Source organism: Streptomyces sp. NPDC006384 (genome assembly GCF_042870695.1).
GTDB lineage: Bacteria > Actinomycetota > Actinomycetes > Streptomycetales > Streptomycetaceae > Streptomyces.
This window is the reverse complement of record NZ_JBIAHR010000015.1, coordinates 140475-160857: the sequence shown is the minus strand read 5'-3', so window position 1 is coordinate 160857 and position 20383 is coordinate 140475. Positions and strand designations below refer to the sequence as shown.

Genomic DNA, 20383 nt, shown 5'->3' with positions numbered 1-20383 from the left:
GCACCGCCGAAGGCCGGACCCCGATCCCCGGGTCCGGCCTTCGGCGCGCCGGAACGGGCGCGCCCTGCCGCCCGGAACGCTTATTCCTGAATTGGCGAACACTTTAGGAGTGGCCTTTCTCACCGCCCGTCAACCCCTTCCTACGGTCGCGTAGGTCACATTGAAAGGTGAATGATGGGCCGATGTGGCAGACGATTCGAAGAGTGACAGCAGAGCAGTGATCGGGTCGTACGTGGCGGTGGGGGACAGCTTCACCGAGGGCGTCGGCGACCCCGGCCCCGACGGGGCGTTCGTCGGCTGGGCCGACCGGTTCGCCGTCCTGCTCGCGGACCGCCGCCCCGAGGGCGACTTCACCTACACCAACCTCGCCGTGCGCGGCAGGCTGCTCGACCAGATCGTGGAGGAGCAGGTACCCAGAGCGGTCGAACTCGCCCCGGACCTCGTCTCCTTCTGTGCCGGCGGCAACGACATCATCCGGCCCGGCACCGACCCCGACGAGGTCGCCGAACGGTTCGAGCGAGCCGTGGCCGCGCTCGCCTCCACCGCGGGCACCGTCCTGGTGACGACCGGCTTCGACACCCGCAGGGTGCCCCTCCTCAAGCACCTGCGCGGCAAGATCGCCACCTACAACGGGCACGTCCGCGCCGTCGCCGACCGCTACGGCTGCCCCGTGCTCGACCTGTGGTCGCTGCGCAGCGTCCAGGACCCGAGGGCCTGGGACGCCGACCGGCTGCACCTGTCGCCCGAGGGCCACACCCGCGTGGCCCTGCGCGCCGGCCAGGCCCTCGGCCTGCGCATCCCGGCCGACCCGGAGCAGCCCTGGCCGCCGCTGCCGCCCCGCGGCACCCTCGAGGTCCGGCGGGACGACGTCCACTGGGCACGGGAGTACCTGGTGCCGTGGATCGGGCGCCGGCTGCGCGGAGTCTCCTCGGGGGACCACGTCACCGCCAAGGGGACGCTGTCGCCGGACGACATCAAGATGCGGATCGCCGCCGTGGCGTGAGAAGCGCGGGGCCACGGGACGGAAACGGCCGCCCGGTCTCCGCCGTGGCGGCCGCCGTGCCGCCGTTCCTGAGCGGAGGGAACCCGGAAGTCACGTCCGTCGTTCGAGTGTTGTCGGACGAGACGACGAAGACGACTGCCTGATCCACTCCCCACTGGAGGTACCGTGGCCGGTCCCCGTCCCCCGCGCGCCGGGCTGCGCGTACCGCTGCCCGCGGCCTTCGGCGCGGACCCGAGCGGCGAGCGCATGGCGCGCATCCGCAACTCGCCGCACTTCCGGGACGGTGTCTTCCAGAACCCCGGGGGCGCCGCCCGGAGCGGGCCGTCCGGATCGGGCCGCGACTTCGCCAAGGTCTACTTCGACCGGGAGTCGCGGCTTCGCCGCACACCGCGCGGCACGGTCCCGGTGCACGCCACCACCCTCGCCGACCTCGCCCGGCCGCCCGCCACCGGGCTGCGGCTGACCTGGACGGGACACTCCAGCGTGCTCGCCGAGATCGACGGGCAGCGGGTGCTGTTCGACCCCGTGTGGGGTGAGCGCTGCTCCCCGGTACCCTTCGCCGGGCCCAAGCGGCTGCATCCGGTCCCGCTGCCCCTCGCGGCCCTCGGCCCGGTCGACGTCGTCGTCATCTCCCACGACCACTACGACCACCTGGACCTGCCCACCATCAAGGCCCTGGCCGGCACGGACACCCTGTTCGCCGTGCCGCTCGGCATCGGCGCCCACCTCGAACACTGGGGCGTGTCCGCCTCCCGGCTGCGCGAGCTGGACTGGCACGAGTCGACGCGCGTCGGCGGCCTCACCCTGACCGCCACCCCGGCCCGCCACTTCTGCGGACGCGGGCTGCGCAACACCCAGCACACCCTCTGGGCGTCCTGGGTCGTCGCCGGGGAACGGCACCGCGTCTACCACAGCGGCGACACCGGCTACTTCGACGGCTTCCGCGACATCGGCGCGGCCCACGGCCCGTTCGACGCCACGATGATCCAGCTGGGGGCGTACTCCGACTTCTGGCCCAAGAACCACACGGACTATACGCCGCTGCCCGGCATGTGGCCAGACATTCACATGACGCCTGCGCAGGGGGTGCAGGCCCATCTTGACCTGCAGGGAGGCGCTCCGGGAGGGGTGCTGCTGCCGATCCACTGGGGGACGTTCAACCTGGCGCCGCATCCGTGGGCGGAGCCGGGTGAGTGGACGAGGGACGCGGCCGAGGAGGTCGGGCAGACGGTGGCGTTCCCGCGGCCGGGGGAGCCGTTCGAGCCGGCGGGGAAGCTGCCGGTGGAGGCGTGGTGGCGGGCGGTCTCCGGTCCGATCGCGCACCCTTGGCGCCGTCCCCGGATCGCTCAAGGCGTGGCCGAGACGAGCAAGGGTGATCTCGACCTCGCGGGGGAGAGGTGACGTCGGTCGGGCAGGAGCTGGGGGAGATGGTCCAGATGCTGGAGCGTCTCCCTGCTGACGAGCAGGATCGTTTGCTGCGCGCCTTGGACGGAGCGTCCCGCGTGGAGTGCGAAGTCACTGCCCAGCGCGTCAGGCCCTTGCCGTCCCTGGAAGGCCCGTCTCGGGTTGTCGTCCGAACGCGCATCGTGCGGCGCTGAGCTTTGCAGGAGGGGGGCCGACTGGGCAGGGGCCCGTCGGCGGATCGGCGGGCGGTGGCGGCTGGGCGGTGCGGACGTCGCGGACGGCTTGGCGGACCATGGCGCGCACCGTGGCGGTGTCCGGGGCTTGGAGGCCGCTGTGGGCGAGCGTGGCGAGGCGGCGGGTGATTAGGCTCCTCGACGATGTCCGTACGGCTGGAGACGGCAATCAGGGCGCGTTGGGACAGGCGTAGTCGAGCGCGGCCGCGGCGGCCGGGGCGCTGTCTCGCATGCGAGACGTCTCGGTGTCGGCGGTGACCGCGCAGTGGATCGCGGCCAGGACGCCGGGCGATGTCCAGGAGCCGGTCACCGCATTTTCCTCTCGGGGCTGACCATTGGTCTGGCCGCCGAACTCAATCAGTTCGCTGCGCGCGTCGCGAGGTCAGGTGTCGCCTTCCGGTAGAGACCAGTCCACAACACGCAGCCCGGCCCTCTTCAGCTGGTCAGGGGTTATACCGAGTCGTTGTATCGGCGTTTTCCCATGCCGTGCGAGCCAGTGTTTCCTCCGAGTACGTTCCTCCGGACTGAGCGCCTCCCAACTGTCGCGGTGAAGGCCAGCGTCGGCGGTCGAGCCGGCCTCGTTCGTGGCCTGCTGTATGTACGCGAACTCGCGGGGGCTGGTCGCCAGAGTGATGAGCGCCCAGGCGGTCGGGTAGTCGAGGGACGGGCCGTGCTGTCGTATGAGGTGGTGGGCGCGCCACTGGCGCAGTGGGGCGAGGATCCAGCGTCTGGTGCGTACGGTCATGCCGTATCGGCTCCGGGTTGAGTGTCGAAGGTGGACAGCCAGCGGCCGGCCATGTTCTGGAGATCGGTGCTGCCGAGCGTGCGCAGGGTCTGGGTAAGGGCGCGCAGGAAGACCTCACGCTGGTGTGGGGTGTGAAGATCGGTAAGCAGCTGCTCGACAAACCAGGCCACTTCCGCGTGCAGGCCGTCGCGGGTGGAGTCCCGTGGTGGCCTGAGGTCTTTCACGGCGGTGGACAGCTGAGCAAGTTCGCCGAGGCGCTCGGGGTACTGGTCGATCCACCACACAACGTGCTGGTCCGGATCGGACAGGATGGCTTGGAGGAAGGCGATGCGGTGGAGGGTCTCCTCTCGTTCGAGAGCGTCCTGTTGCGCGCGTCGGAGGTGCTCTTCGGCCAGGGTCCGGTCCGCGGCGGCGACCGTCAGGTGTGCGGTGCCCCGCGTCTCGAGCCACGGCTCGGGAGACATCGGGCGCGCGATCGTCGCGTTTACGGCATCCCGCGCCGCGAGCAGCTCCTGCACGGAGTAATGGCGAAGGATCCGGGCGGTGTGCTCGCGCAGGTGATGCCGAGCGAGTGCAGCTGGAGCATGGTGTCCTGCCGTCGTTTCGCCCAGAGGATGCCAGGTGCCCTCGATCCGTACGGTGAAGTGGACGCCGGTCATCCGACTGGGCATGTGCTCATCCTCGATGAGCACATGCCGCCCGGCCTGCTCCTCGGCCGGGACCGCCGCCACTCCTGGCGGGGCGGGCGGCGGTCCCGGCCGCCGGTTCCGCCTGGAGAACAGGCTCATGCGTCGGGCGTACTCAACTCATCTGGCGACGGCTGTGATTCACCAGGCGTTTCCGATGGCTGGGCCGGGTCTGGGGCAGCGGGCAGGAGATGGCCGAGTACCGCTATACGCCGTGTGCGACCGGGGCCGGTCGGCACGCTCTGTCCCACCAGCAACTCGGAGACGCGAGCGTCCCTCAGGCGCCCTGACAAGACGGCCACGGCGATACCGACGGCGTGCTCCTCCGGCACTGCCGGCGAGTCCAGCCAGGCGGCCAGCGATGTCAGGGCCTGGTCGGCGGCGGGTTCATGGCGCCAGGCCGCGCGCCATCCGCGGACAAATAGCTGATCCTCCGAGCCATTTTCGTCGCTCGCGGTCAGGTCGTTCACCAGCGCCAAGGCGAGTGGTGTCTCGCCCGGCAGACTAGTCAGGTCGGTCAGTGCGAGAAACGCCTGCGCCCCGGCCTGGCGGATCACAGCATCGTCGGTCTCGGCCCAGTCGACGATCTCACCCAGAACCAAATTGCGGAGTTTCGGCTCGGCGGCGAGCTCACGAATCGCCCGCGCGACAGCATCGGCTCCCCGCCGGTCCGCGCGGCTCGCCAGGAGCCTCAGGCGGGTGAGAGCGACACGCGGGTAGGCACGCCCAAGCTCGCCCGCGCAGACGTCGGCCACCGTCCGGGCGAGCGCTTCACTCAGGTTCTTCTGGTTCGCGGCGTCGTAGAGGTACTTGCGGACCGCCACACCGATTCCCGGATGCGTCGCGGTGCTCTCCAGGATGCCTGCGGCCAGGCGGCGGTGGGTCTCGCTGTCCGAGGCGATCCACTGTGTGACGATCCGCAGGACCGCTTGCCCTCCTGGACCCGTGGCCAGGCGGGTGAGCGCGTCGGCGACCTGCGCACGATACTTGACCGCGATGCCTTTCGGCCCGGTGATCTGCGATGCCCACTGCAGCAGTTCGTCCCGCAGGTGCGGTCGCTGGGCCCAGACGTGTGAGAGAACGGCCTCGTCCAAGCCATGGCGTACGTCGCTGAGCGACAATCCGTCGTCGTCGGTCCGCTTCGCCTCGATGATCTCCAGGCGCGTTTCCAGATCGGGGCCGGCCAGAGCACCGCCGGGTGGCAGTTCGCCCTTCACCCGCTCGAAGAGCTGGTCGGCGGCGGCCATGACGACATCGGCGGAGAGTCCGTCCAGCAGAGCGGTCGCGATGAGCAGCGCCCGGTCGCGAAGGTGCTCAGCTCCGTTGTGCTCCTTGAACCAGCCGAGCAGATGAGCCTGCCACCCCTCGAACTCCTCCTTCACCTCACTCTGGGCGTCATCGTCCGCTTCAGCGATGATCTCGGCCAGCCAGACCGCGTCGTCGGGTGACGAGGCAGGAGTCAGCAGTCCTGCCAGATCGGAGCCGTCGGCCAGCCAGGGGAGCCGCTCGGCGTTGAGCTCCTTGAGGTGGGACCGCGCTACGTCCAAGGCCGGAGGCGCCATGTGCTCGATCTGCGGGATGGACGCCAGCGTCCCGGGCCGCCACGTGGCGGGGACGGCCAGGATCACGAGGTACGCCCCGGCACCGAGTGCTTCCTTCTGGTACCCGCTCAAACCCTGGTAGAAGTCCGCGGGCAGGCTGCTGTAGCCGGACAGGTCCAGCACGAACCCATGCTGAGGCGTGGCGGGGAGCTGCTCCGTACGCGGGCGATCCCAGTCCAGGACAAGGCTGTGGATGTTCTCCGGATCCACCCCGACGTCGCGGAGCACGCGCAGAGCCGTGGTCCGGCGCCCGGTGTCGACGGGGCCGGTCAGCACTATGACATTGTGCTGACCGGCCGGTCGCTTCAGCAGCCGAACCGCTTGCGTGACCTGCCGTCCCCCAGAAGCGGTTGCCCCCTCGGCGTGGACGTAGGCGCGCTCCACGAGGCGGGCCTCGTCCGCGTCGATTCCTACGGACCCCAGGTACTCCCAGCCGCGGACGTAGCGGTGGTGGTGCTCCTCATAGTCCCCGGCCACCTGCGTGACCACGGCGTTCTCGGAGGCTTCGGCCTCCTGCCGGATTTGATCCTCGGCGGGCTCGGCCACGGCGCTCATGACCGCCTCGGGTTGATGGTGATCTGGTCGCGGCCCACCTGCGTGATCCGGGACTTCCCCGTTGCCTTCGCCCGCTGGCTGACCGCTCCGACCTCCGGTGCGGCCTGCGGGTTCTCGGCCAGCCATTGCTTCAGGTACGCGAGCAGTTCCTGTCCGGCCTCAGGGTCCTCATCCGCCAGGTCTTGCAGGCGCACGGCCCATGCCGATGACAGGTCTCCAGCGCGAGCCTCCCGCTCTTCCTCCGGCAGGGCCAGGAGTGTCTCGCGGTCCCGGTCGAGCCGGCCGAGCTGACGGGCTGCGGTTCTGTCACCATCGCGCCCGAACCAGCGCCCGAACCAATCCCTGATCCCGCGCCATCCGTCCCCCGTCATGGCCACGACCAGCGCAGATGCCGCAGTGGTCCCCACCGTGGCCAGTTCCCCTGATACGTCCAAGATCATTCCCGTCTCTGCGTCCTTGCGGCAACGAGACCCATATGTTCCCTCTCGCCCCCTGACCCCCATGAGCACTCTCCGGAACCTGACGCATTCATAGCGCTACATGGCTGGAAAGCGGCAGCCGCCAGCGAGGTGCCGGCCTGGGCGCCCCGGCTCCCGCACATTCCGGGCGGCAAGAAATTCGTGGGAACTTGCCTTCAGCGCTCCAGCCGGTAGCAGCAACTCTTAGAAAGCCGCTGGTGAGAGGCCGTTGTCAGTGCCTGGCCCTATTCTTCGCTGTCACTACGACTCCTCCGGTAACTCGGAGGCCGAGCAAGCAACTTGAGGGTTTCCGTTTGGCCGTGAGCACGGCCCCTGCCTCAGCTGATCACCGGGGCAATGGGGGATGGATGTTTCCCGATCTGGTAGTGGAGGTGTCCGGGCCGCTGGCCTGCTTCACCCGGCCCGAGCTGAAGGTGGAGCGGGTGTCGTACCCGGTGATGACTCCGTCGGCCGCAGTGGGGGTGCTGGAGGCGATCTTCTGGAAGCCGGAGATGGTGTACGTCATCACGGCGATCGAGGTGCTGAAGCCGATCGAGTGGACGAAGATCCGGCGGAACGAGGTGAAGTCCGTGATCAGCGCAACAGCATGCTCCTGCGCGATGTGCACTACCGGATCCGCGCGCAGATTCTGCGTGCTCCGCACGCCGCGGACGTGCCCGAACAGAAGTACCGCGATCAGCTCCGCCGACGCGTCGACAAGGGCGCCTGCTTCTCCGAGCCCTATCTCGGCTGCCGGGAGTTCAGCGCCTTTTTCGGACCGCAGACGGACGCCCGGCCGATCGACCGCGACGAAGAACTCGGCGTCATGCTGCACTCCATCCTCCTCCCAGCCTCCGGCGGGGAGCGGTACCGCTGGTTCCACGCGCAGCTGCACCAGGGCGTGATGCCGGTGCCTGTCGCCCCGCTGGGCGCGGACAAGGAGCGGGGGATGCGGTTGAGTCGCTGTGGGCTGAAAGAATCAAGAACGACTTCTGGCCGGACATCCACATGACGCCCGCCCAGGGGGTTCAGGCCCACCTGGACCTGCAGGGAGGTGCTCCGGGCGGGGTGCTGCTGCCGATCCACTGGGGGACGTTCAACCTGGCGCCGCACGCGTGGGCGGAGCCGGGGGAGTGGACGAGGGACGCGGCCGGGGAGGCCGGGCAGGCGGTGGCGTTGCCGCGGCCGGGTGAGCCGTTCGAGCCGGCGGGGGAGCTGCCGGTGGAGCCGTGGTGGCGGGCGGTGTCGGGTCCGATCGCGCGTCCGTGGCGCCGTCCCCGGAGCGCTGAGGGTGTGGCGGAGACGAGCAAGGGTGTTCTCGACCTCGCCGGCGAGAGGTGAGGCCGGGGACGGGCCGGGGGAGACGGCCCGGATGCCGGAGCGTCTCCCGGCTGAAGAGCAGGTTCGTTTGCTGCGAGTCCTGGACGGAGCGCCCCCCGTGCGGAGCGCGAAGCCAGTACTCAGTGATTCAGGCCCGCGCCGTCCCGGGACGGCGCGTCCGGGACTGTCGTCCGAGTGCTCGGGACGAGGCACTCAGAATGCGATCACAGGACGCTGCTTCCAGGTGCCTGTGACGGTTTCCACGGCGTGCGCGAGCTGGAGCACACCGAAGTCGTCGCCGTACCGGCCGATGATCTGCAACCCCACCGGGAGGCCTTCGGAGGTGAAGGAGAAGGGGACGGAGGCCGCCGGGTTGCCGGTGAGCGAGATGCGCGAGCACACCCGGATCCACTCGCGGTAGTAGCTCTGAGGGACACCGGCGACCTCGCGCGGCCAGTGCTGGTCGACGGGGAAGGGCGGCAACTGGACCACAGGAGCGATGAGGAACTCGTGGTCGGCCATGAAGGCGTGCATACGGTCGTGGACGCCGGCGCGCAGCCGCTCGGCCCGGCCGAGGTCCTCCACGGTCAGCTCGCGGCCGTGCTCGATCTCCCAGCGGACGTTCTCACCGAGCATGCCGGGGCGGGCGCGGTAGTCGTCGGCGTGCATCTGCCAGTAGTAGGCGGCACGCATGATGCCGAAAGCCTCGTCGACTCCCGTCATGTCGGGTTCGGCCTCCTCGACCGAAGCGTCCAGCACGTCGGTGAGGAGGACGCGGGCCGGGGCCATGGCCGCGGTGATCCGCTCGTCGATGGGCAGGGCGTCGAGCGTGTCCGACCAGGCGATGCGGGTGCCGGTGAAGTCGCGGTCCAGCGGGGCGGAGAAGTCGGCCTCGGGCCAGTTCAGCAGGGCGCGGCCGTCGGGGCGGCCGATCACCTGCATCTGCAGGGCGACGTCACCGACGGTGCGGGCCATCGGTCCGTACAGGGCAAGGGTGAACACGGGTTGGGGGTTCGGCCACTCCGGCACTCTGCCGGGGGTCGGCCGCAGCCCGACCACGTTGTTCCACGCGGCGGGGTTGCGCAGCGATCCCGCCATGTCCGAACCGTCGCAGACGGGTGCCATGCCGCAGGCCAGCGCGACCGCGGCGCCACCGGAGGAACCTCCGCAGGTCAGGCCGGGGTCGTAGGCGTTGCCGGTCGCGCCGAAGACGGCGTTGTACGTCTGGGAGCCGGTGCCGTACTCGGGCACGTTGGTCTTGCCCATGGTGACCACACCGGCGTCGATCATCCGCTGGACCACCGACGTGTTGCTCCGCGGGACGTGCCGCGCGGTGATCGGCGAGCCGTAGGTGGTGCGGACACCTGCGGTGTCCGCCAGGTCCTTGTGCAGCGCGGGCAAGCCGTGCAGACGGCCCAGGGCGCGCCCCCTGGCGATGCTCTCGTCGGCTTGCCGGGCCATCGCTCCGGCCCGCTCGGGCACCAGAGTCACCACCGCGTTCACCTCGGGGTCGACCCGTTCGATCTGCTCCAGATGAGCATCGAGCACCTCCCGTGCCGACACCTGTCTGCCGACCATGAGGCCGACGAGTTCTCGGGCGGTCCGGAAGACGAGGTCGTGACGGTCCTCCATGGCTCTCGGCCCTTCGTCTGAGAAAGTCACGGGCAGGTGATCGACCGGACCACCGGGTGAACACCCGCGGACCCGGGTACGGCGGGGAGGTCTCACCAGGAGCGGCTGCCGTCCGGGCACGCGGCCGCCGCCCGGCCCCTCGGCACGACCGGCCGCCGGAGACGCAGAGGGCCCGGCGCGCATCGGGCACCGGGTTCCCCCGGCCCGCCGTGGTACGCGGAACGCACGAGGAAATCACCGGGGAGGGCCGGGCGTGAGCAGCAGGGGACGGAGGACCGAGGCGGGGACCACATACCGTGATGACCGGGAAACCGGTGGTCAGCCGATGCGTTCCCCGATCCTGCGGGCGAGATCCTCGGTGGCTGCCCGGCAGGCCCGGGAGTAGTGGCTGAACTGCGGGAAGCCGTGGGTGAGATCGGGGTGATGGACGTAGGTCAGGTCATTGCCCGCCTCGGCCAGCTTGCGCGCGTAGGCGTGGCCGACGTCGCGCAGCGGGTCGAAACCGTTGGTGACCAGGATCGCCGGGGGCAGGCCGGCGTGTGATGCCGCGTGCAGAGGACTGATACGGGGGTGGCGCATGTCGACGTCGTGCGGAAGGTAGTTCCAGGCGAACAGCAGCACACCCGCGGTCTCCAGGTACAGGCCGGTGCGGTTCTCGCTGCCGGAAGGGGTGTCGAACGGCAGCGCCGCCTCAGGGAACAGCGGGACCTGCAACGCCGGCTCCGGGCCCTGTTCGTCCCGCAGTTTCTGGGTGATCACGCAGGTCATGTTGCCGCCTGCGGAATCACCGCCCAGCGCGATCCTGTCCGAGTCCACGCCCTGTTCACGGGCGTGGTCGAACAGCCAGCGCACGACGAACTCGTTCTCGTCGGTGAGCACCGGGTACTTGAACTCCGGTGCCAGCCGGTAGTCCACCACGTAGGTCTTGATGCCGGCTGTCTCGGCGATGATCCGCATCGGCAACTCGAACTCGTCCGGTGTGCCGACGGTGAACCCGCCACCGTGCAGGTACACCAGTGCGCCGCAGGGCGTGCCGGCCGGCCGCGAGGGGGAGTGCACCCGTACCGGCAGCGAGCCGTGCGGGCCGTCGAGAACCAAGTGGTCCACCGCACCCACCGGCGGCAGCGGGACCTGAGCCAGAACGTGGTGGGAGCGCCGGGCGTCGGAGACCCGTTCGTCGGCTCCCAGTACCGGACCGGTCGGCAGCCACGCCGCCAACTCGGCGTCGAGCGTTCCACGTCCCACCTGCTCCGGGATGCTGTGGCGGTCATAGACGGGCATGGTCATCATTCCTTCCGTACCGGGGCCGCACAGCGTCCGTTCCGCTCCAGCAGCTCCTCGTGGGGCCCTGCTCGGCCGAGCGCACGGAGCCGAGGACGACGCTCCGGCCGGCGGACGGCGCGCCGCCGCCTCCGGCTCGGCGCCGGTGGCCTCCGGCTCGGCGAAGCGCGGGTTCTCGGCGACCGAGGCGGGAAGAGATACGTCTTCCGGGAGACGACGCCGACCGCCCGGGCGAGGGTGTTGATGCCGAGGACGCGGACGCCGGTCCCGCCGGGGGTGGCCCGGCCGCCGGTCACGTCGTACGGCCGCGGGACCGGGTGGCCGGGCGTGGACTCGCCGGCGCCGGCCGGGCCGCCGACGAGGAGCCCCTGGTCCCGTCGTCCGCATCAGCAGGCCGTCATTTCTTTCCGGGGTTACCTCTCGTGCCGCCCCGAAACGGGAAAGAGCTTCTCCGCACGGCTCGGTCCCTGGGGGAAGCCGACGACGGGCCGCGGCCGGCCGGGCGGCAACTCGCTCGTCAGGCCCCGGTCCCGCGCCGACCGGCACGTCGAGGTGGCCGAGAGCGGCATTCGGCACGACTGCGCGGCTGTGTCCCGCGGATGCGTCCGGGGATGCTTCGGCCTTCCGGCCCACCGCCCACCGTCGTGATCCTCGCCTCGCTGACGTCGGAGGACGGTGAATCGCCGGACCGCCCACGACGCGGGACCCTGTGGGTCTCCTGGACCGTTCGTGGCAGGTCTTCCCGAATCGGCCGGCGGTCGTCTACATTGCCCTGAACCTTAATCTAAACGGTTTAGGTTTTGCGTCAACACCCCTGATGGCGGCGGCCTCTGACGCGTGCGGCGGTCTCCGTCGCCTCTGCACCAAGACGACGAAATCCGCTGTCGACAACTTGTATACAGCTCGTCTACAGTCGGCATACCGGCTGCGGCCGGGCGCCTAGCTCGCTCTCCGACGACGTAGGAAAGGCAGGTGTGCACATGGCGGAGGACGTGCTGGAGCCCGTTGTCCCGGGCCCGGCTCCGGTGCTCGCAGGCCGGCAGCGCACCGCCGCCGACGTCGCCTACGACTGGATGCTGCGCAGGATCGTCGCGCTGCCGTCGGACGAGGACATGTTCCTGACCGAGACCCAGGTGGCCGAGGCGGCACAGGTGTCACGCACCCCGGTGCGCGAGGCACTCACCCGCCTGGAGGGGGACGGGATGGTGCGCCGGGTCCCGCGGCGCGGAGCACTCGTCCCGCCCATGAGCCGCGGTGACGTCGACGCCCTGTTCGAGGCGCGCGGTGTGATCGAGGCATGGGCCACCGCCAAGGCCGTCTCCGCCCGGGCGCCGCTGTCCGCCCGGCTGTCCGACGTCCTGGCCCGGCAGGCCGCGGTCCTGGACGACCCGGTCGCCTTCAACTCCCTCGACGTGGAGTTCCACACCGCGATCGTCTCCGCGGGCGGCAACCGCGTCTTCACCGACGTGTACCGCTCCCTGCGCCACCGGCAGATGCGCCTGGGCGTGCGGGCCGTACTGCGACACCGGGAACGCGGCCGGGACGTCCTGGCCGAGCACCGCGCGATCGCCGCGGCCCTCGCGCGCCGCGACGAACGGGCGGCGGTCCGGGCCGCCCGCGACCACCTGACCTCCACCGTGCGGGCGTTGCGCCACGACGACCTCCGCGCCCGCCCGACCACGCACTGAACCACCGCGTACCGAACCCCCGGAAGGAGTCGTCCGTGACGACGACCACCGACGCACTCACCCTCACCACACCCGAAGGCGTCCCCGTCCCGCTGGAGAACGCCACCGTGGTGGTGGCCGGGTACGCCGGCCGCGACCAGGCCGGAGTCAAGGCGCACATCGACGAGTTGGCGGCCATCGGTGTCGCGCCGCCGCCCGAGGTGCCGATGTTCTACCCCGTGCCGCTCGGCCTGCTGACCACCGCGCCCCAGGCCCCGGCGTCCCCGGACTCCTCCGGCGAGGTCGAGCCGCTGATCGTCCGCCGGAGTGGCCGTTTCTACCTGGGAGTGGCCTCCGACCACACCGACCGCGAGATCGAGAAGACCGACATCCTGACCTCGAAGCGGGCCTGTCCCAAGCCGGTCGGCGCGACCGTCGTCCCGTTCGACCCGGAGACCTTCGACTGGGACGGCTGCACGATCACCAGCACCGCCGACGGAACCCCGTACCAGGACGGCAGACTCGCCGAACTGCTCCACCCGTCCGACCTGTTCGCCCGCATGACCGAGCGCGGCCTGATCACGGACGAGGAGGACGTCGTGGTCATCGGCGGCACCGTGCCACTGCTGACCGGCCGGTTCCTGTTCGCCACCTCCTGGGTCGTCGAACTGACCACAGCCGAGGGCACCACCATCCGCCACGAGTACAAGACGAACTGAGGAGACCCCTGATGCGTACCGGAGCCGAGTACCTGTCCAGCCTCGACGACGGCCGCCAGGTCTACCTGGACGGTCAGGCCGTCGGCAACGTCGCCGAGCACCCCGCCTTCGCCGGCGTGGCCCGCACCGTGGCCACCATGTTCGACGTGGCGGCGAGCCCCGAGCGCGGCATGCGGACCACCCGCGCGGACGGCACGGTCGTCAACAAGGTCTTCACCGCCCCCCGCAGCCGCGAGGACCTCGCCGAACGCCGCCGGGCCATCGAGACCTGGGCCGAGGTCTCCCACGGCTGGATCGGGCGCAGCCCCGACCACGTGGGCACCTACATGGCCGCGTTCGGCGCGCACCCCGAGGTGTTCACCACCCAGACGCGCGACTTCTCGCAGAACGTGCGGGACTACGTCAGGCGCGTCCAGGACGAGAACCTGTACCTCGCCTACGCGATCATCCCGCCGCAGTACTCCCGGGCCACCACCGCCTCCGGGTGGGGCGAGGAGTTCATCCAGGTCGGCGTCGTCGAGGAGCGCGAGGACGGCATCGTCGTGCGCGGCTCGCAGATGCTGGCCACCGGCGCGGCCATCGCCGACGAGATCTTCGTCTCCTGCATCAAGCCGCTCGGCCCGGACGACGTCGACTTCGCCGTCAGCTTCGCCGTGCCGGCCGCCGCCGAGGGCCTCAGGCTCTACCACCGCCGCCCCTACGCCCCGCAGGCCTCCAGCGAGTTCGACTACCCGCTGACCACCCGCTTCGACGAGCCCGACGCCCTGGTCGTCTTCGACGACGTCCTCGTCCCCTGGGAGCGCGTCTTCGCCTGCCGCGACACCGACACCGTGCGCCGGCAGTTCTTCGACACGGGCGCCCACGCCCTGGGCAACTGGCAGGCCCAGATCCGCTTCACCGCCAAGCTGAAGTTCATCGCCTCCGTCGCCCGGCGCGTCACCCAGGTCAACGGCACCGACCGCATCCCCAGCGTGCGCGAGAAGCTCGGCGAGATCGCCTCCCTGGTCTCCCTGGTCGAGTCCGCCGTCCTGGCCGCCGAGTACACCGCCGAGCCCGACGAGTCCGGTCTGATGATCCCGGGCGCCCGCGCCCTGTACGGCTCCATGGGCCTGCAGTCCGAGATGTACCCGCGCGTCATCGCGATCCTGCGCGACCTGGTCGGCGGCGGCGTCCTGCAGCTGCCCGCCACCGTGCGCGACCTGGAGAGCGACCTGACCCGCGGCGACCTCACCCGCTACGTCAAGTCCCCGGGCGTCGGGACCACCGAGCGCGTCAAGCTCTTCAAGCTCGCCTGGGACATCATCGGCACCGAGTTCGGCGGCCGCCACCAGCAGTACGAGATGTTCTACGCCGGCGCCCCGTTCCTGGTGAAGGGCGTGTACGCCTTCAACAACTTCGGATACGAGTCCCTGCTGCCGGAGCTGGACGCCTTCCTCGCCTCCGTCCCCGGCCCGGACGCCGCCACCACCCCCGCCCCCACCGACACCCAGGAGGTCTCCGCATGAAGCCCGAGATCGAGTTCACCGGCATCGAGGACGTCACCTACGTCCCGGCCCCCGGCAACGTCCCCGGACTGACCATGGCCATCCTGGCCGAGGACCCCGAGCACGACGTCGTCACCCGCATCCTCAAGTTCGAACCGGGCACCGACACCTCCGCCAACGGCGTCCAGGTGCACGACTCCTGGGAGGAGGTGTTCATCTTCGAGGGCTCCTTCACCGACCTGGAGCTCGGCCGGACGTTCACCGCCCCCTGCTACGCCGTACGCCCGCCCGGCATGAAGCACGGACCCTGGAGGTCCGAGACCGGCGCCCGCATGTTCGAGGTGCGCTACCGGCGCAAGGAGGACGCGTGACCGCGTCGACCCAGCGCCTGCGGGTCCCCGACAAACTGGCGATGCGCCGCACCATGGGACACTTCGTCACCGGCGTCGCCGTCGTCACCACCCTGGAGGGCGACACCCCGCAGGGCATGACCGTCAACTCCCTGACGTCCATCAGCCTGGAACCGCCGATCCTCATGGTCTCCCTGAACCACGGATCCCGGACCGGCGACGCCATCGAGTCCTGCGGCACCTTCGGCGTCTCGATCCTGTCCGCCCGCCAGGAGCAGGTGGCCCGGGTCTTCTCACGACCCGGCCAGGACCACTTCGCCGGCGGTGACTTCGACGTGACCGACAACGGGATCCACCTGATCAAGGACTCCCTGGCCCAGGCGGAATGCACCGTCCACCAGGCGATCACGGTCGGTGACCACCGGGTCATCTTCGGAGAGGTCACCGGCGCCTGGGACCGTCAGGGAGCCGCCCTGGCCTTCGACGCCGGACATTTCGGAGAGTTCTTCGGCTTCGGGCACGACCCGATGCCCTGGACCTTCTGACCGCGCCCCGGCGGGGCTGCCGTACTCCCCGGACGGCAGCCCCGTCAACCGGACGTTCACGGAGTGCATACGATGCGCACATGAACCAGGCGGACACTGAGGAAACCCGGGCCGGGCAGGCTCTCTCCACACGGGACAAGGTGCTCGCGTACCTGCGCGAGCACGTGCTGACGGACCCCGATGTCCAGGACACCTTTCTCAGTGAGCAGGCCATCGCCGACTCCGTCGGTGTCTCGCGGACCCCCGTCCGCGAGGCTCTGGTCGTCCTCGCCTCCGAGGAGCTGGTGCGGCTCATGCCCAAGCGGGGCGTGTTCGTCCCCGCCATGACCTCACGCGAACTGACCGAGTTGTTCGAGATCCGGGGGGTGCTCGAGAAGCACGCCGCACAGAAGATCACGTCCCTCCCCGGAGCCGACCTCACCGAGCTCCGCCGGCACCTGGCCCACCAGCAGCGACTCGTCGACGCGACCCCGCACACCCCGCAGGAGGCCCGGGAGTTCATCGCCGCCGACCGGGAGTTCCACCAGGCGCTGGTGGCTCTCGCCGGCAACCGTCTGGCCACCCGCACCTACCGGAGCCTGCGCGACCGCCAGACGCGCGCCGGGCTCATGGCCGTCCAGGAGCGTGACTCCCGCTGGCAGGAGGTCTGCGCCGAGCACGCCCTGATCGTGCAGGCCCTCGAAGAGGGGGACGCCGAGGCCGCGGCGACCGCCATCGACCGGCACCTGAACTCCACCCTGGTCATCCTTCGCGCCCAGTAGAGCGCCCCGCGGCCGGGCGCACACGGGCGGGCGTCGGACCGACCAGACCACCATCCTTCGCCGTCCACCGCCGTCCATCGTCACAGGAGGACCCGTGCGTATCGCCCTGGCACAGATGCTCAGCACCACCGACCCGCAGGAGAACCTGCGGACCGTCACCGACCTGACCGCCCGGGCCGCCGCCCGGGGAGCCGGTGTCGTCGTCTTCCCCGAGGCCGCCATGTGCGCCTTCTCCGGCCCGGTCGCCGACGCGGCCGAGCCGCTGGACGGGCCCTGGGCCCGACAGGTCGAGTCCCTCGCGGCCGTCCACGAGGTGACGATCGTGGCCGGGATGTTCACACCGGCCCCTGACGGGCGCACCCGCAACACCCTCCTGGTCACCGACGGAGCCACCACCGACGGCTACGACAAGATCCACCTGTACGACGCGTTCGGCTACCGCGAGTCCGACACCGTACAGGCCGGCACCGATCTGCTCCTGCGCGACATCGGGGGAGTACGGTTCGGGTTCGCCACCTGCTACGACGTGCGCTTCCCCGAGCAGTTCGTCGCGCTCGCCGAGGCCGGCGCGCAGGTCGTGGTCGTCTCCGCGTCCTGGGGCGACGGACCGGGCAAGACCGAGGCCTGGCGGCTTCTGACGACCGCGCGTGCGCTGGACTCCACCTGCTTCGTCGCCGCCTGCGGGCAGGCCGACCCCGCAAGCGTCGGCAGTCCCTCGGGGCCCGGCCCCCTCGGCGTGGGGCACAGCCGCCTGGTCGCCCCCGACGGTTCCCTCGTCGGCGCACTCGACCGGGAGCCCGGACTGCTGGTCGAGGACCTGGACCTCTCCGCCCTCGAGCCGGCCAGGCAGGCCCTTCCGGTCCTGGCCAACCGCGTGCGGCTCACGGTTCCCGCCCCGGCCTGACCCGGCGCCGAGCGGGGAGGGCGACGGAGTCCCAGGCACCGCTGCGGGGCAGGTGCCACTCCTTGTGACCTGCCGCACACCCTGTCACAGCGGCCGGAGCCGCGGCGTCTTGTGGCCGAGCACCGTGAGACGGAGGAGGCACCATGACAGGGAACGTGCAGGTGGTCGTGGTCGGTGGCGGATACGCGGGTGTCATGGCCGCGAACCGGCTGACACAGCGCGACGACGTGACCGTGACGCTGATCAACCCGCGGGAGGAACTCGTCCACCGGGTCCGCCTGCACCAGCTGGTGGGCGGGTCCCACGACGCGGTCATCGCCTACCGGGACGTCCTGGCCGACGGCGTCCGGCTGGTGGCCGACACCGTGACCCGGATCGACGCGGCCGGGCGCGGCGTCGCGCTGGCGGCCGGCGGCACGCTCGGCTACGACTACCTGATCTACGCGGTGGGCAGCGGCAGCGCCGAGCCGACCGTTCCGGGAGCGGCGGAGTTCGCCTGCTCGCTCTCGACGCTGGAGGAGGCCCGGCGGCTGCGTGCGGCCCTCGACGACACGCCCGCGACGGCCCGCGTGACGGTGGTCGGCGCCGGCCCCACCGGCATCGAGACCGCCGCCGAGCTGGCGGAACAGGGGCGCGCCGTGACCCTGGTCTGCGGCGGCGTCCTCGGCCCGTACCTGCACACCCGGGGCCGGCGCTCGGTCGCGAAGCGGCTGGCCGGGCTCGGCGTCACGGTCGTCGACGGCTCCGGCACGAAGGTGACGGGCGTGCGGCGTGACGCCGTGCTGCTCGCGGACGGCCGTGAGCTGCCGGGTGAGGTCACCGTCTGGACGGCGGGTTTCGGCGTGCCGGACCTGGCCGCCCGCAGTGGGCTGAGCACCGACGCCGTGGGCCGTCTGCTGACGGACGAGACGCTGACGAGCGTGGACGACGAGCGCATCCTCGCGGCCGGTGACTCGGCGGCGCCGTCGGACCTGCCGCTGCGGATGAGCTGCCTGAACGCGATGCCGCTGGGGGCGCGGGCCGCCGACACGGTGCTCAGCCGACTCGCGGGCGAGCGGCCGGACGGCATCCATCAGGGCTTCTACGCCCAGTGCATCGGCCTGGGCCGGGACGCGGGCGTCTACCAGTTCGCCAACAGGTCCGACGTGGCGGTGGGGTTCCACATCGGCGGCGGTCTGGGCGCCAGGATCAAGGAACTGGTCTGCAAGGGCATCCCCGGGCATCTGGCCGAGGAGGCCCACGAGCCGGGCTCGTACCGGCTGCACCGCATGCCGGGAGGCGTCGCCAGGCGCCGGAAACTGCTGCACGCCCGCGGCGCCGGGGCACCGGCCGCCGACGACCGCGCGGTCTGACCGCCTCCCGGAGCGGCCGGGGCGGGGCCGGGCGGGGCGGGCAGGCTCGATGCGGGCGTCGGGGGAACGTGCCTCGGCGCCCGGTCCGGTGATCCGTTCGCCGGCGATGACCATCGCCCCGTGTCAGGCAGGTGAGCGGGGGACGGGCGGGGTCCGTGCTGTGACCCGTGGCCGTCATGCCCGCCTCGACGGTGCCGGCCTAGCCGGTCCGGCGGTTGCGGAACTCCGTGCCGGGGGAGCACGAAGTCCGACAGCATGCGCGCGACGTCCCGCTGCCGGCGCTCGCGGACGGCGGCGCAGAAGCCGACACGAGGAGCACGAAGAGAACATGACCAGGAATCAGCCGACCGTCACCGCGTTCTCCGTCTGTCCCGTGGCGGGCCGCGACTGCATGGAACTGAACCTCTCCGGCGCCCACGGCCCCTACTTCACCCGCAACGTCGTCGTCCTGACGGACTCCGAGGGACGCACCGGCCTCGGCGAGGTACCGGGCGGAGAGAAGATCACCCAGACCCTGCGGGACGCCGAGTCCCTCGTGGTCGGCGCCGAGGTCGGCGACTACAAGCGCGTGCTGCGTGAGATCGCGGACCGCTTCGCCGGCCGCGACTCCGGCGGACGCGGCGCCCAGACCTTCGACCTGCGCACCACCGTCCACGCCGTCACCGCCGTCGAGTCCGCCCTCCTCGACCTGCTGGGACAGCACCTCGACGTGCCGGTCGCGGCCCTCCTCGGGGACGGACAGCAGCGGGACTCCGTGCGGGTGCTCGGCTATCTCTTCTACGTCGGCGATCCCGACCGCACCGACCTGGAGTACGTCCGCGGCCACGACGCCGGCGTCGACTGGTACCGCATCCGGCACGAGGAGGCCCTCACCCCCGAGGCGATCGTCCGGCAGGCCGAAGCCACTTTCGACCTCTACGGATTCCGCGACTTCAAGCTCAAGGGCGGCGTCCTCGAAGGCGCCGAGGAGGTCAGGGCCGTACGCGCGCTCAAGGAACGATTCCCCGGGGCCCGGATCACCCTCGACCCCAACGGCGCCTGGTCGCTGCGCGAGGCCATCGAACTCTGCGCGCCGCTGGTCGGCACGCTCGCCTACGCCGAGGATCCCTGCGGGGCGGAGGACGGCTACTCCGGGCGTGAGGTGCTCGCCGAGTTCCGCCGCGCGACCGGCCTGCCCACCGCGACCAACATGATCGCGACCGACTGGCGGCAGCTGACCCACGCCCTCGCCCTGCAGTCGGTCTCCATTCCGCTGGCCGACCCCCACTTCTGGACCATGCAGGGTTCCGTCCGCGTGGCGCAGCTGTGCAACGCGATGGGGCTGACCTGGGGCTGCCACTCCAACAACCACTTCGACATCTCCCTCGCGATGGTCACGCACTGCGGGGCCGCGGCTCCCGGCGCGTACAACGCGCTCGACACGCACTGGATATGGCAGGAGGGCCTGGAGCGCCTCACCACCGCCCCGCTCCGCATCGTCGACGGCGAGATCGCCGTCCCGGACGCCCCCGGGCTGGGCGTGCAGCTCGACATGGACCGGCTGCTCGCGGCCCACGAGCTCTACCGGACGAAGGCCCTCGGGGCCCGGGACGACGCCGTCGCCATGCAGTACCTGGTTCCCGGCTGGGAGTTCGACGCCAAGCGCCCCTGCCTCGTGCGGTAGGCACCGGCCGGCGCGGGGCA

Annotated in this window: 17 protein-coding genes and 3 pseudogenes; 13 read left to right on the top strand and 7 right to left on the bottom strand. The window is 71.0% G+C overall.

Annotation, left to right across the window (positions count from 1 at the left end):
• Positions 1-217 precede the first annotated feature (217 nt).
• Both ACFYOJ_RS21825 and ACFYOJ_RS21820 read left to right on the top strand, forming a co-directional pair.
• Positions 218-1003: an SGNH/GDSL hydrolase family protein gene (locus ACFYOJ_RS21825; protein ID WP_356554752.1), complete on the top strand. Its 786-nt coding sequence runs from the start codon at positions 218-220 to the stop codon at positions 1001-1003.
• Positions 1004-1168: 165 nt separating this feature from the next.
• Positions 1169-2404 carry an MBL fold metallo-hydrolase gene (locus ACFYOJ_RS21820; RefSeq protein ID WP_388597533.1) on the top strand — a complete coding sequence of 412 codons (1236 nt, stop codon included), beginning with the start codon at positions 1169-1171 and terminating at the stop codon, positions 2402-2404.
• A 405-nt stretch (positions 2405-2809) separates the two neighbouring features.
• On the opposite strand, the gene ACFYOJ_RS21815 is transcribed toward ACFYOJ_RS21820, so the two are convergent.
• The 4 genes from ACFYOJ_RS21815 to ACFYOJ_RS21800 form a co-directional block, all read right to left on the bottom strand.
• Positions 2810-2950: a hypothetical protein gene (locus ACFYOJ_RS21815; protein ID WP_356554614.1), complete on the bottom strand. Its 141-nt coding sequence runs from the start codon at positions 2948-2950 to the stop codon at positions 2810-2812.
• Between the two features lie 431 nt (positions 2951-3381).
• Positions 3382-4173, bottom strand: a complete 792-nt coding sequence (locus tag ACFYOJ_RS21810) for a hypothetical protein (RefSeq protein ID WP_356554615.1) — start codon at positions 4171-4173, stop codon at positions 3382-3384.
• Positions 4170-6227, bottom strand: coding sequence for a hypothetical protein (locus tag ACFYOJ_RS21805; RefSeq protein ID WP_356554616.1), 2058 nt, complete (start codon positions 6225-6227; stop codon positions 4170-4172). The genes ACFYOJ_RS21810 and ACFYOJ_RS21805 overlap by 4 nt, the downstream gene beginning before the upstream one ends.
• On the bottom strand, positions 6224-6667 hold the full coding sequence (locus ACFYOJ_RS21800; RefSeq protein WP_356554618.1) for a hypothetical protein: 444 nt from the start codon (positions 6665-6667) through the stop codon (positions 6224-6226). The genes ACFYOJ_RS21805 and ACFYOJ_RS21800 overlap by 4 nt, the downstream gene beginning before the upstream one ends.
• 386 nt (positions 6668-7053) lie before the next feature.
• On the opposite strand from ACFYOJ_RS21800, the pseudogene cas5c reads away from it, so the two are divergent.
• A pseudogene (gene cas5c / locus ACFYOJ_RS21795) lies at positions 7054-7697 on the top strand (type I-C CRISPR-associated protein Cas5c).
• Positions 7673-8026: pseudogene (locus ACFYOJ_RS21790) on the top strand (MBL fold metallo-hydrolase); the annotation flags it as partial. The pseudogenes cas5c and ACFYOJ_RS21790, both read left to right, overlap by 25 nt.
• A gap of 192 nt (positions 8027-8218) precedes the next feature.
• Here ACFYOJ_RS21790 and ACFYOJ_RS21785 read toward each other — a convergent pair.
• The 3 genes and pseudogenes from ACFYOJ_RS21785 to ACFYOJ_RS21775 form a co-directional block, all read right to left on the bottom strand.
• Positions 8219-9637, bottom strand: a complete 1419-nt coding sequence (locus ACFYOJ_RS21785) for an amidase family protein (RefSeq protein ID WP_356554620.1) — start codon at positions 9635-9637, stop codon at positions 8219-8221.
• Positions 9638-9955: 318 nt separating this feature from the next.
• Positions 9956-10918 carry an alpha/beta hydrolase gene (locus ACFYOJ_RS21780; protein ID WP_356554621.1) on the bottom strand — a complete coding sequence of 321 codons (963 nt, stop codon included), beginning with the start codon at positions 10916-10918 and terminating at the stop codon, positions 9956-9958.
• Positions 10919-11035: 117 nt separating this feature from the next.
• A pseudogene (locus ACFYOJ_RS21775) lies at positions 11036-11283 on the bottom strand (ABC transporter ATP-binding protein); the annotation flags it as partial.
• A gap of 615 nt (positions 11284-11898) precedes the next feature.
• Here ACFYOJ_RS21775 and ACFYOJ_RS21770 point away from each other — a divergent pair.
• From ACFYOJ_RS21770 to ACFYOJ_RS21730, 9 genes are all read left to right on the top strand, one after another.
• Entirely contained in the window at positions 11899-12606 is a 708-nt protein-coding gene (locus ACFYOJ_RS21770; protein ID WP_356554623.1) for a GntR family transcriptional regulator, read from the top strand.
• Positions 12607-12641: 35 nt separating this feature from the next.
• Positions 12642-13304 carry a DUF2848 family protein gene (locus ACFYOJ_RS21765; protein ID WP_356554625.1) on the top strand — a complete coding sequence of 221 codons (663 nt, stop codon included), beginning with the start codon at positions 12642-12644 and terminating at the stop codon, positions 13302-13304.
• Positions 13305-13315: 11 nt separating this feature from the next.
• Positions 13316-14809 (top strand): 4-hydroxyphenylacetate 3-hydroxylase N-terminal domain-containing protein, encoded by a 1494-nt coding sequence (locus ACFYOJ_RS21760; RefSeq protein WP_356554626.1) that lies wholly within the window; start codon positions 13316-13318, stop codon positions 14807-14809.
• Positions 14806-15159: a cupin domain-containing protein gene (locus ACFYOJ_RS21755; RefSeq protein ID WP_356554628.1), complete on the top strand. Its 354-nt coding sequence runs from the start codon at positions 14806-14808 to the stop codon at positions 15157-15159. The genes ACFYOJ_RS21760 and ACFYOJ_RS21755 overlap by 4 nt, the downstream gene beginning before the upstream one ends.
• Positions 15156-15683, top strand: a complete 528-nt coding sequence (locus ACFYOJ_RS21750; protein WP_356554630.1) for a flavin reductase family protein — start codon at positions 15156-15158, stop codon at positions 15681-15683. The genes ACFYOJ_RS21755 and ACFYOJ_RS21750 overlap by 4 nt, the downstream gene beginning before the upstream one ends.
• Before the next feature lie 80 nt (positions 15684-15763).
• Entirely contained in the window at positions 15764-16444 is a 681-nt protein-coding gene (locus ACFYOJ_RS21745; RefSeq protein WP_356554632.1) for a GntR family transcriptional regulator, read from the top strand.
• 94 nt (positions 16445-16538) lie between these two features.
• A complete protein-coding gene (locus ACFYOJ_RS21740) occupies positions 16539-17348 on the top strand; it encodes a carbon-nitrogen hydrolase family protein (protein ID WP_356554633.1) in 810 nt (269 codons plus the stop codon).
• Between the two features lie 143 nt (positions 17349-17491).
• A complete protein-coding gene (locus tag ACFYOJ_RS21735) occupies positions 17492-18700 on the top strand; it encodes an FAD-dependent oxidoreductase (protein WP_356554634.1) in 1209 nt (402 codons plus the stop codon).
• Between the two features lie 328 nt (positions 18701-19028).
• The gene (locus tag ACFYOJ_RS21730) at positions 19029-20363 is read left to right on the top strand and encodes an enolase C-terminal domain-like protein (protein WP_356554636.1); all 1335 of its coding nucleotides are present in this window, start codon (positions 19029-19031) and stop codon (positions 20361-20363) included.
• The last annotated feature ends 20 nt before the right edge of the window (positions 20364-20383 follow it).

What these genes read in the sequence shown, in the direction of transcription:
- ACFYOJ_RS21810 (WP_356554615.1), bottom strand. Translation starts at nt 4,173, where the DNA reads ATGAGCCTGTTCTCCAGGCGGAACCGGCGGCCGGGACCGCCGCCCGCC.
- ACFYOJ_RS21805 (WP_356554616.1), bottom strand. Translation starts at nt 6,227, where the DNA reads ATGAGCGCCGTGGCCGAGCCCGCCGAGGATCAAATCCGGCAGGAGGCC.
- ACFYOJ_RS21800 (WP_356554618.1), bottom strand. Translation starts at nt 6,667, where the DNA reads ATGATCTTGGACGTATCAGGGGAACTGGCCACGGTGGGGACCACTGCG.
- ACFYOJ_RS21785 (WP_356554620.1), bottom strand. Translation starts at nt 9,637, where the DNA reads ATGGAGGACCGTCACGACCTCGTCTTCCGGACCGCCCGAGAACTCGTC.
- ACFYOJ_RS21780 (WP_356554621.1), bottom strand. Translation starts at nt 10,918, where the DNA reads ATGCCCGTCTATGACCGCCACAGCATCCCGGAGCAGGTGGGACGTGGA.
- ACFYOJ_RS21770 (WP_356554623.1), top strand. Translation starts at nt 11,899, where the DNA reads ATGGCGGAGGACGTGCTGGAGCCCGTTGTCCCGGGCCCGGCTCCGGTG.
- ACFYOJ_RS21760 (WP_356554626.1), top strand. Translation starts at nt 13,316, where the DNA reads ATGCGTACCGGAGCCGAGTACCTGTCCAGCCTCGACGACGGCCGCCAG.
- ACFYOJ_RS21755 (WP_356554628.1), top strand. Translation starts at nt 14,806, where the DNA reads ATGAAGCCCGAGATCGAGTTCACCGGCATCGAGGACGTCACCTACGTC.
- ACFYOJ_RS21745 (WP_356554632.1), top strand. Translation starts at nt 15,764, where the DNA reads ATGAACCAGGCGGACACTGAGGAAACCCGGGCCGGGCAGGCTCTCTCC.
- ACFYOJ_RS21735 (WP_356554634.1), top strand. Translation starts at nt 17,492, where the DNA reads ATGACAGGGAACGTGCAGGTGGTCGTGGTCGGTGGCGGATACGCGGGT.
- ACFYOJ_RS21730 (WP_356554636.1), top strand. Translation starts at nt 19,029, where the DNA reads ATGACCAGGAATCAGCCGACCGTCACCGCGTTCTCCGTCTGTCCCGTG.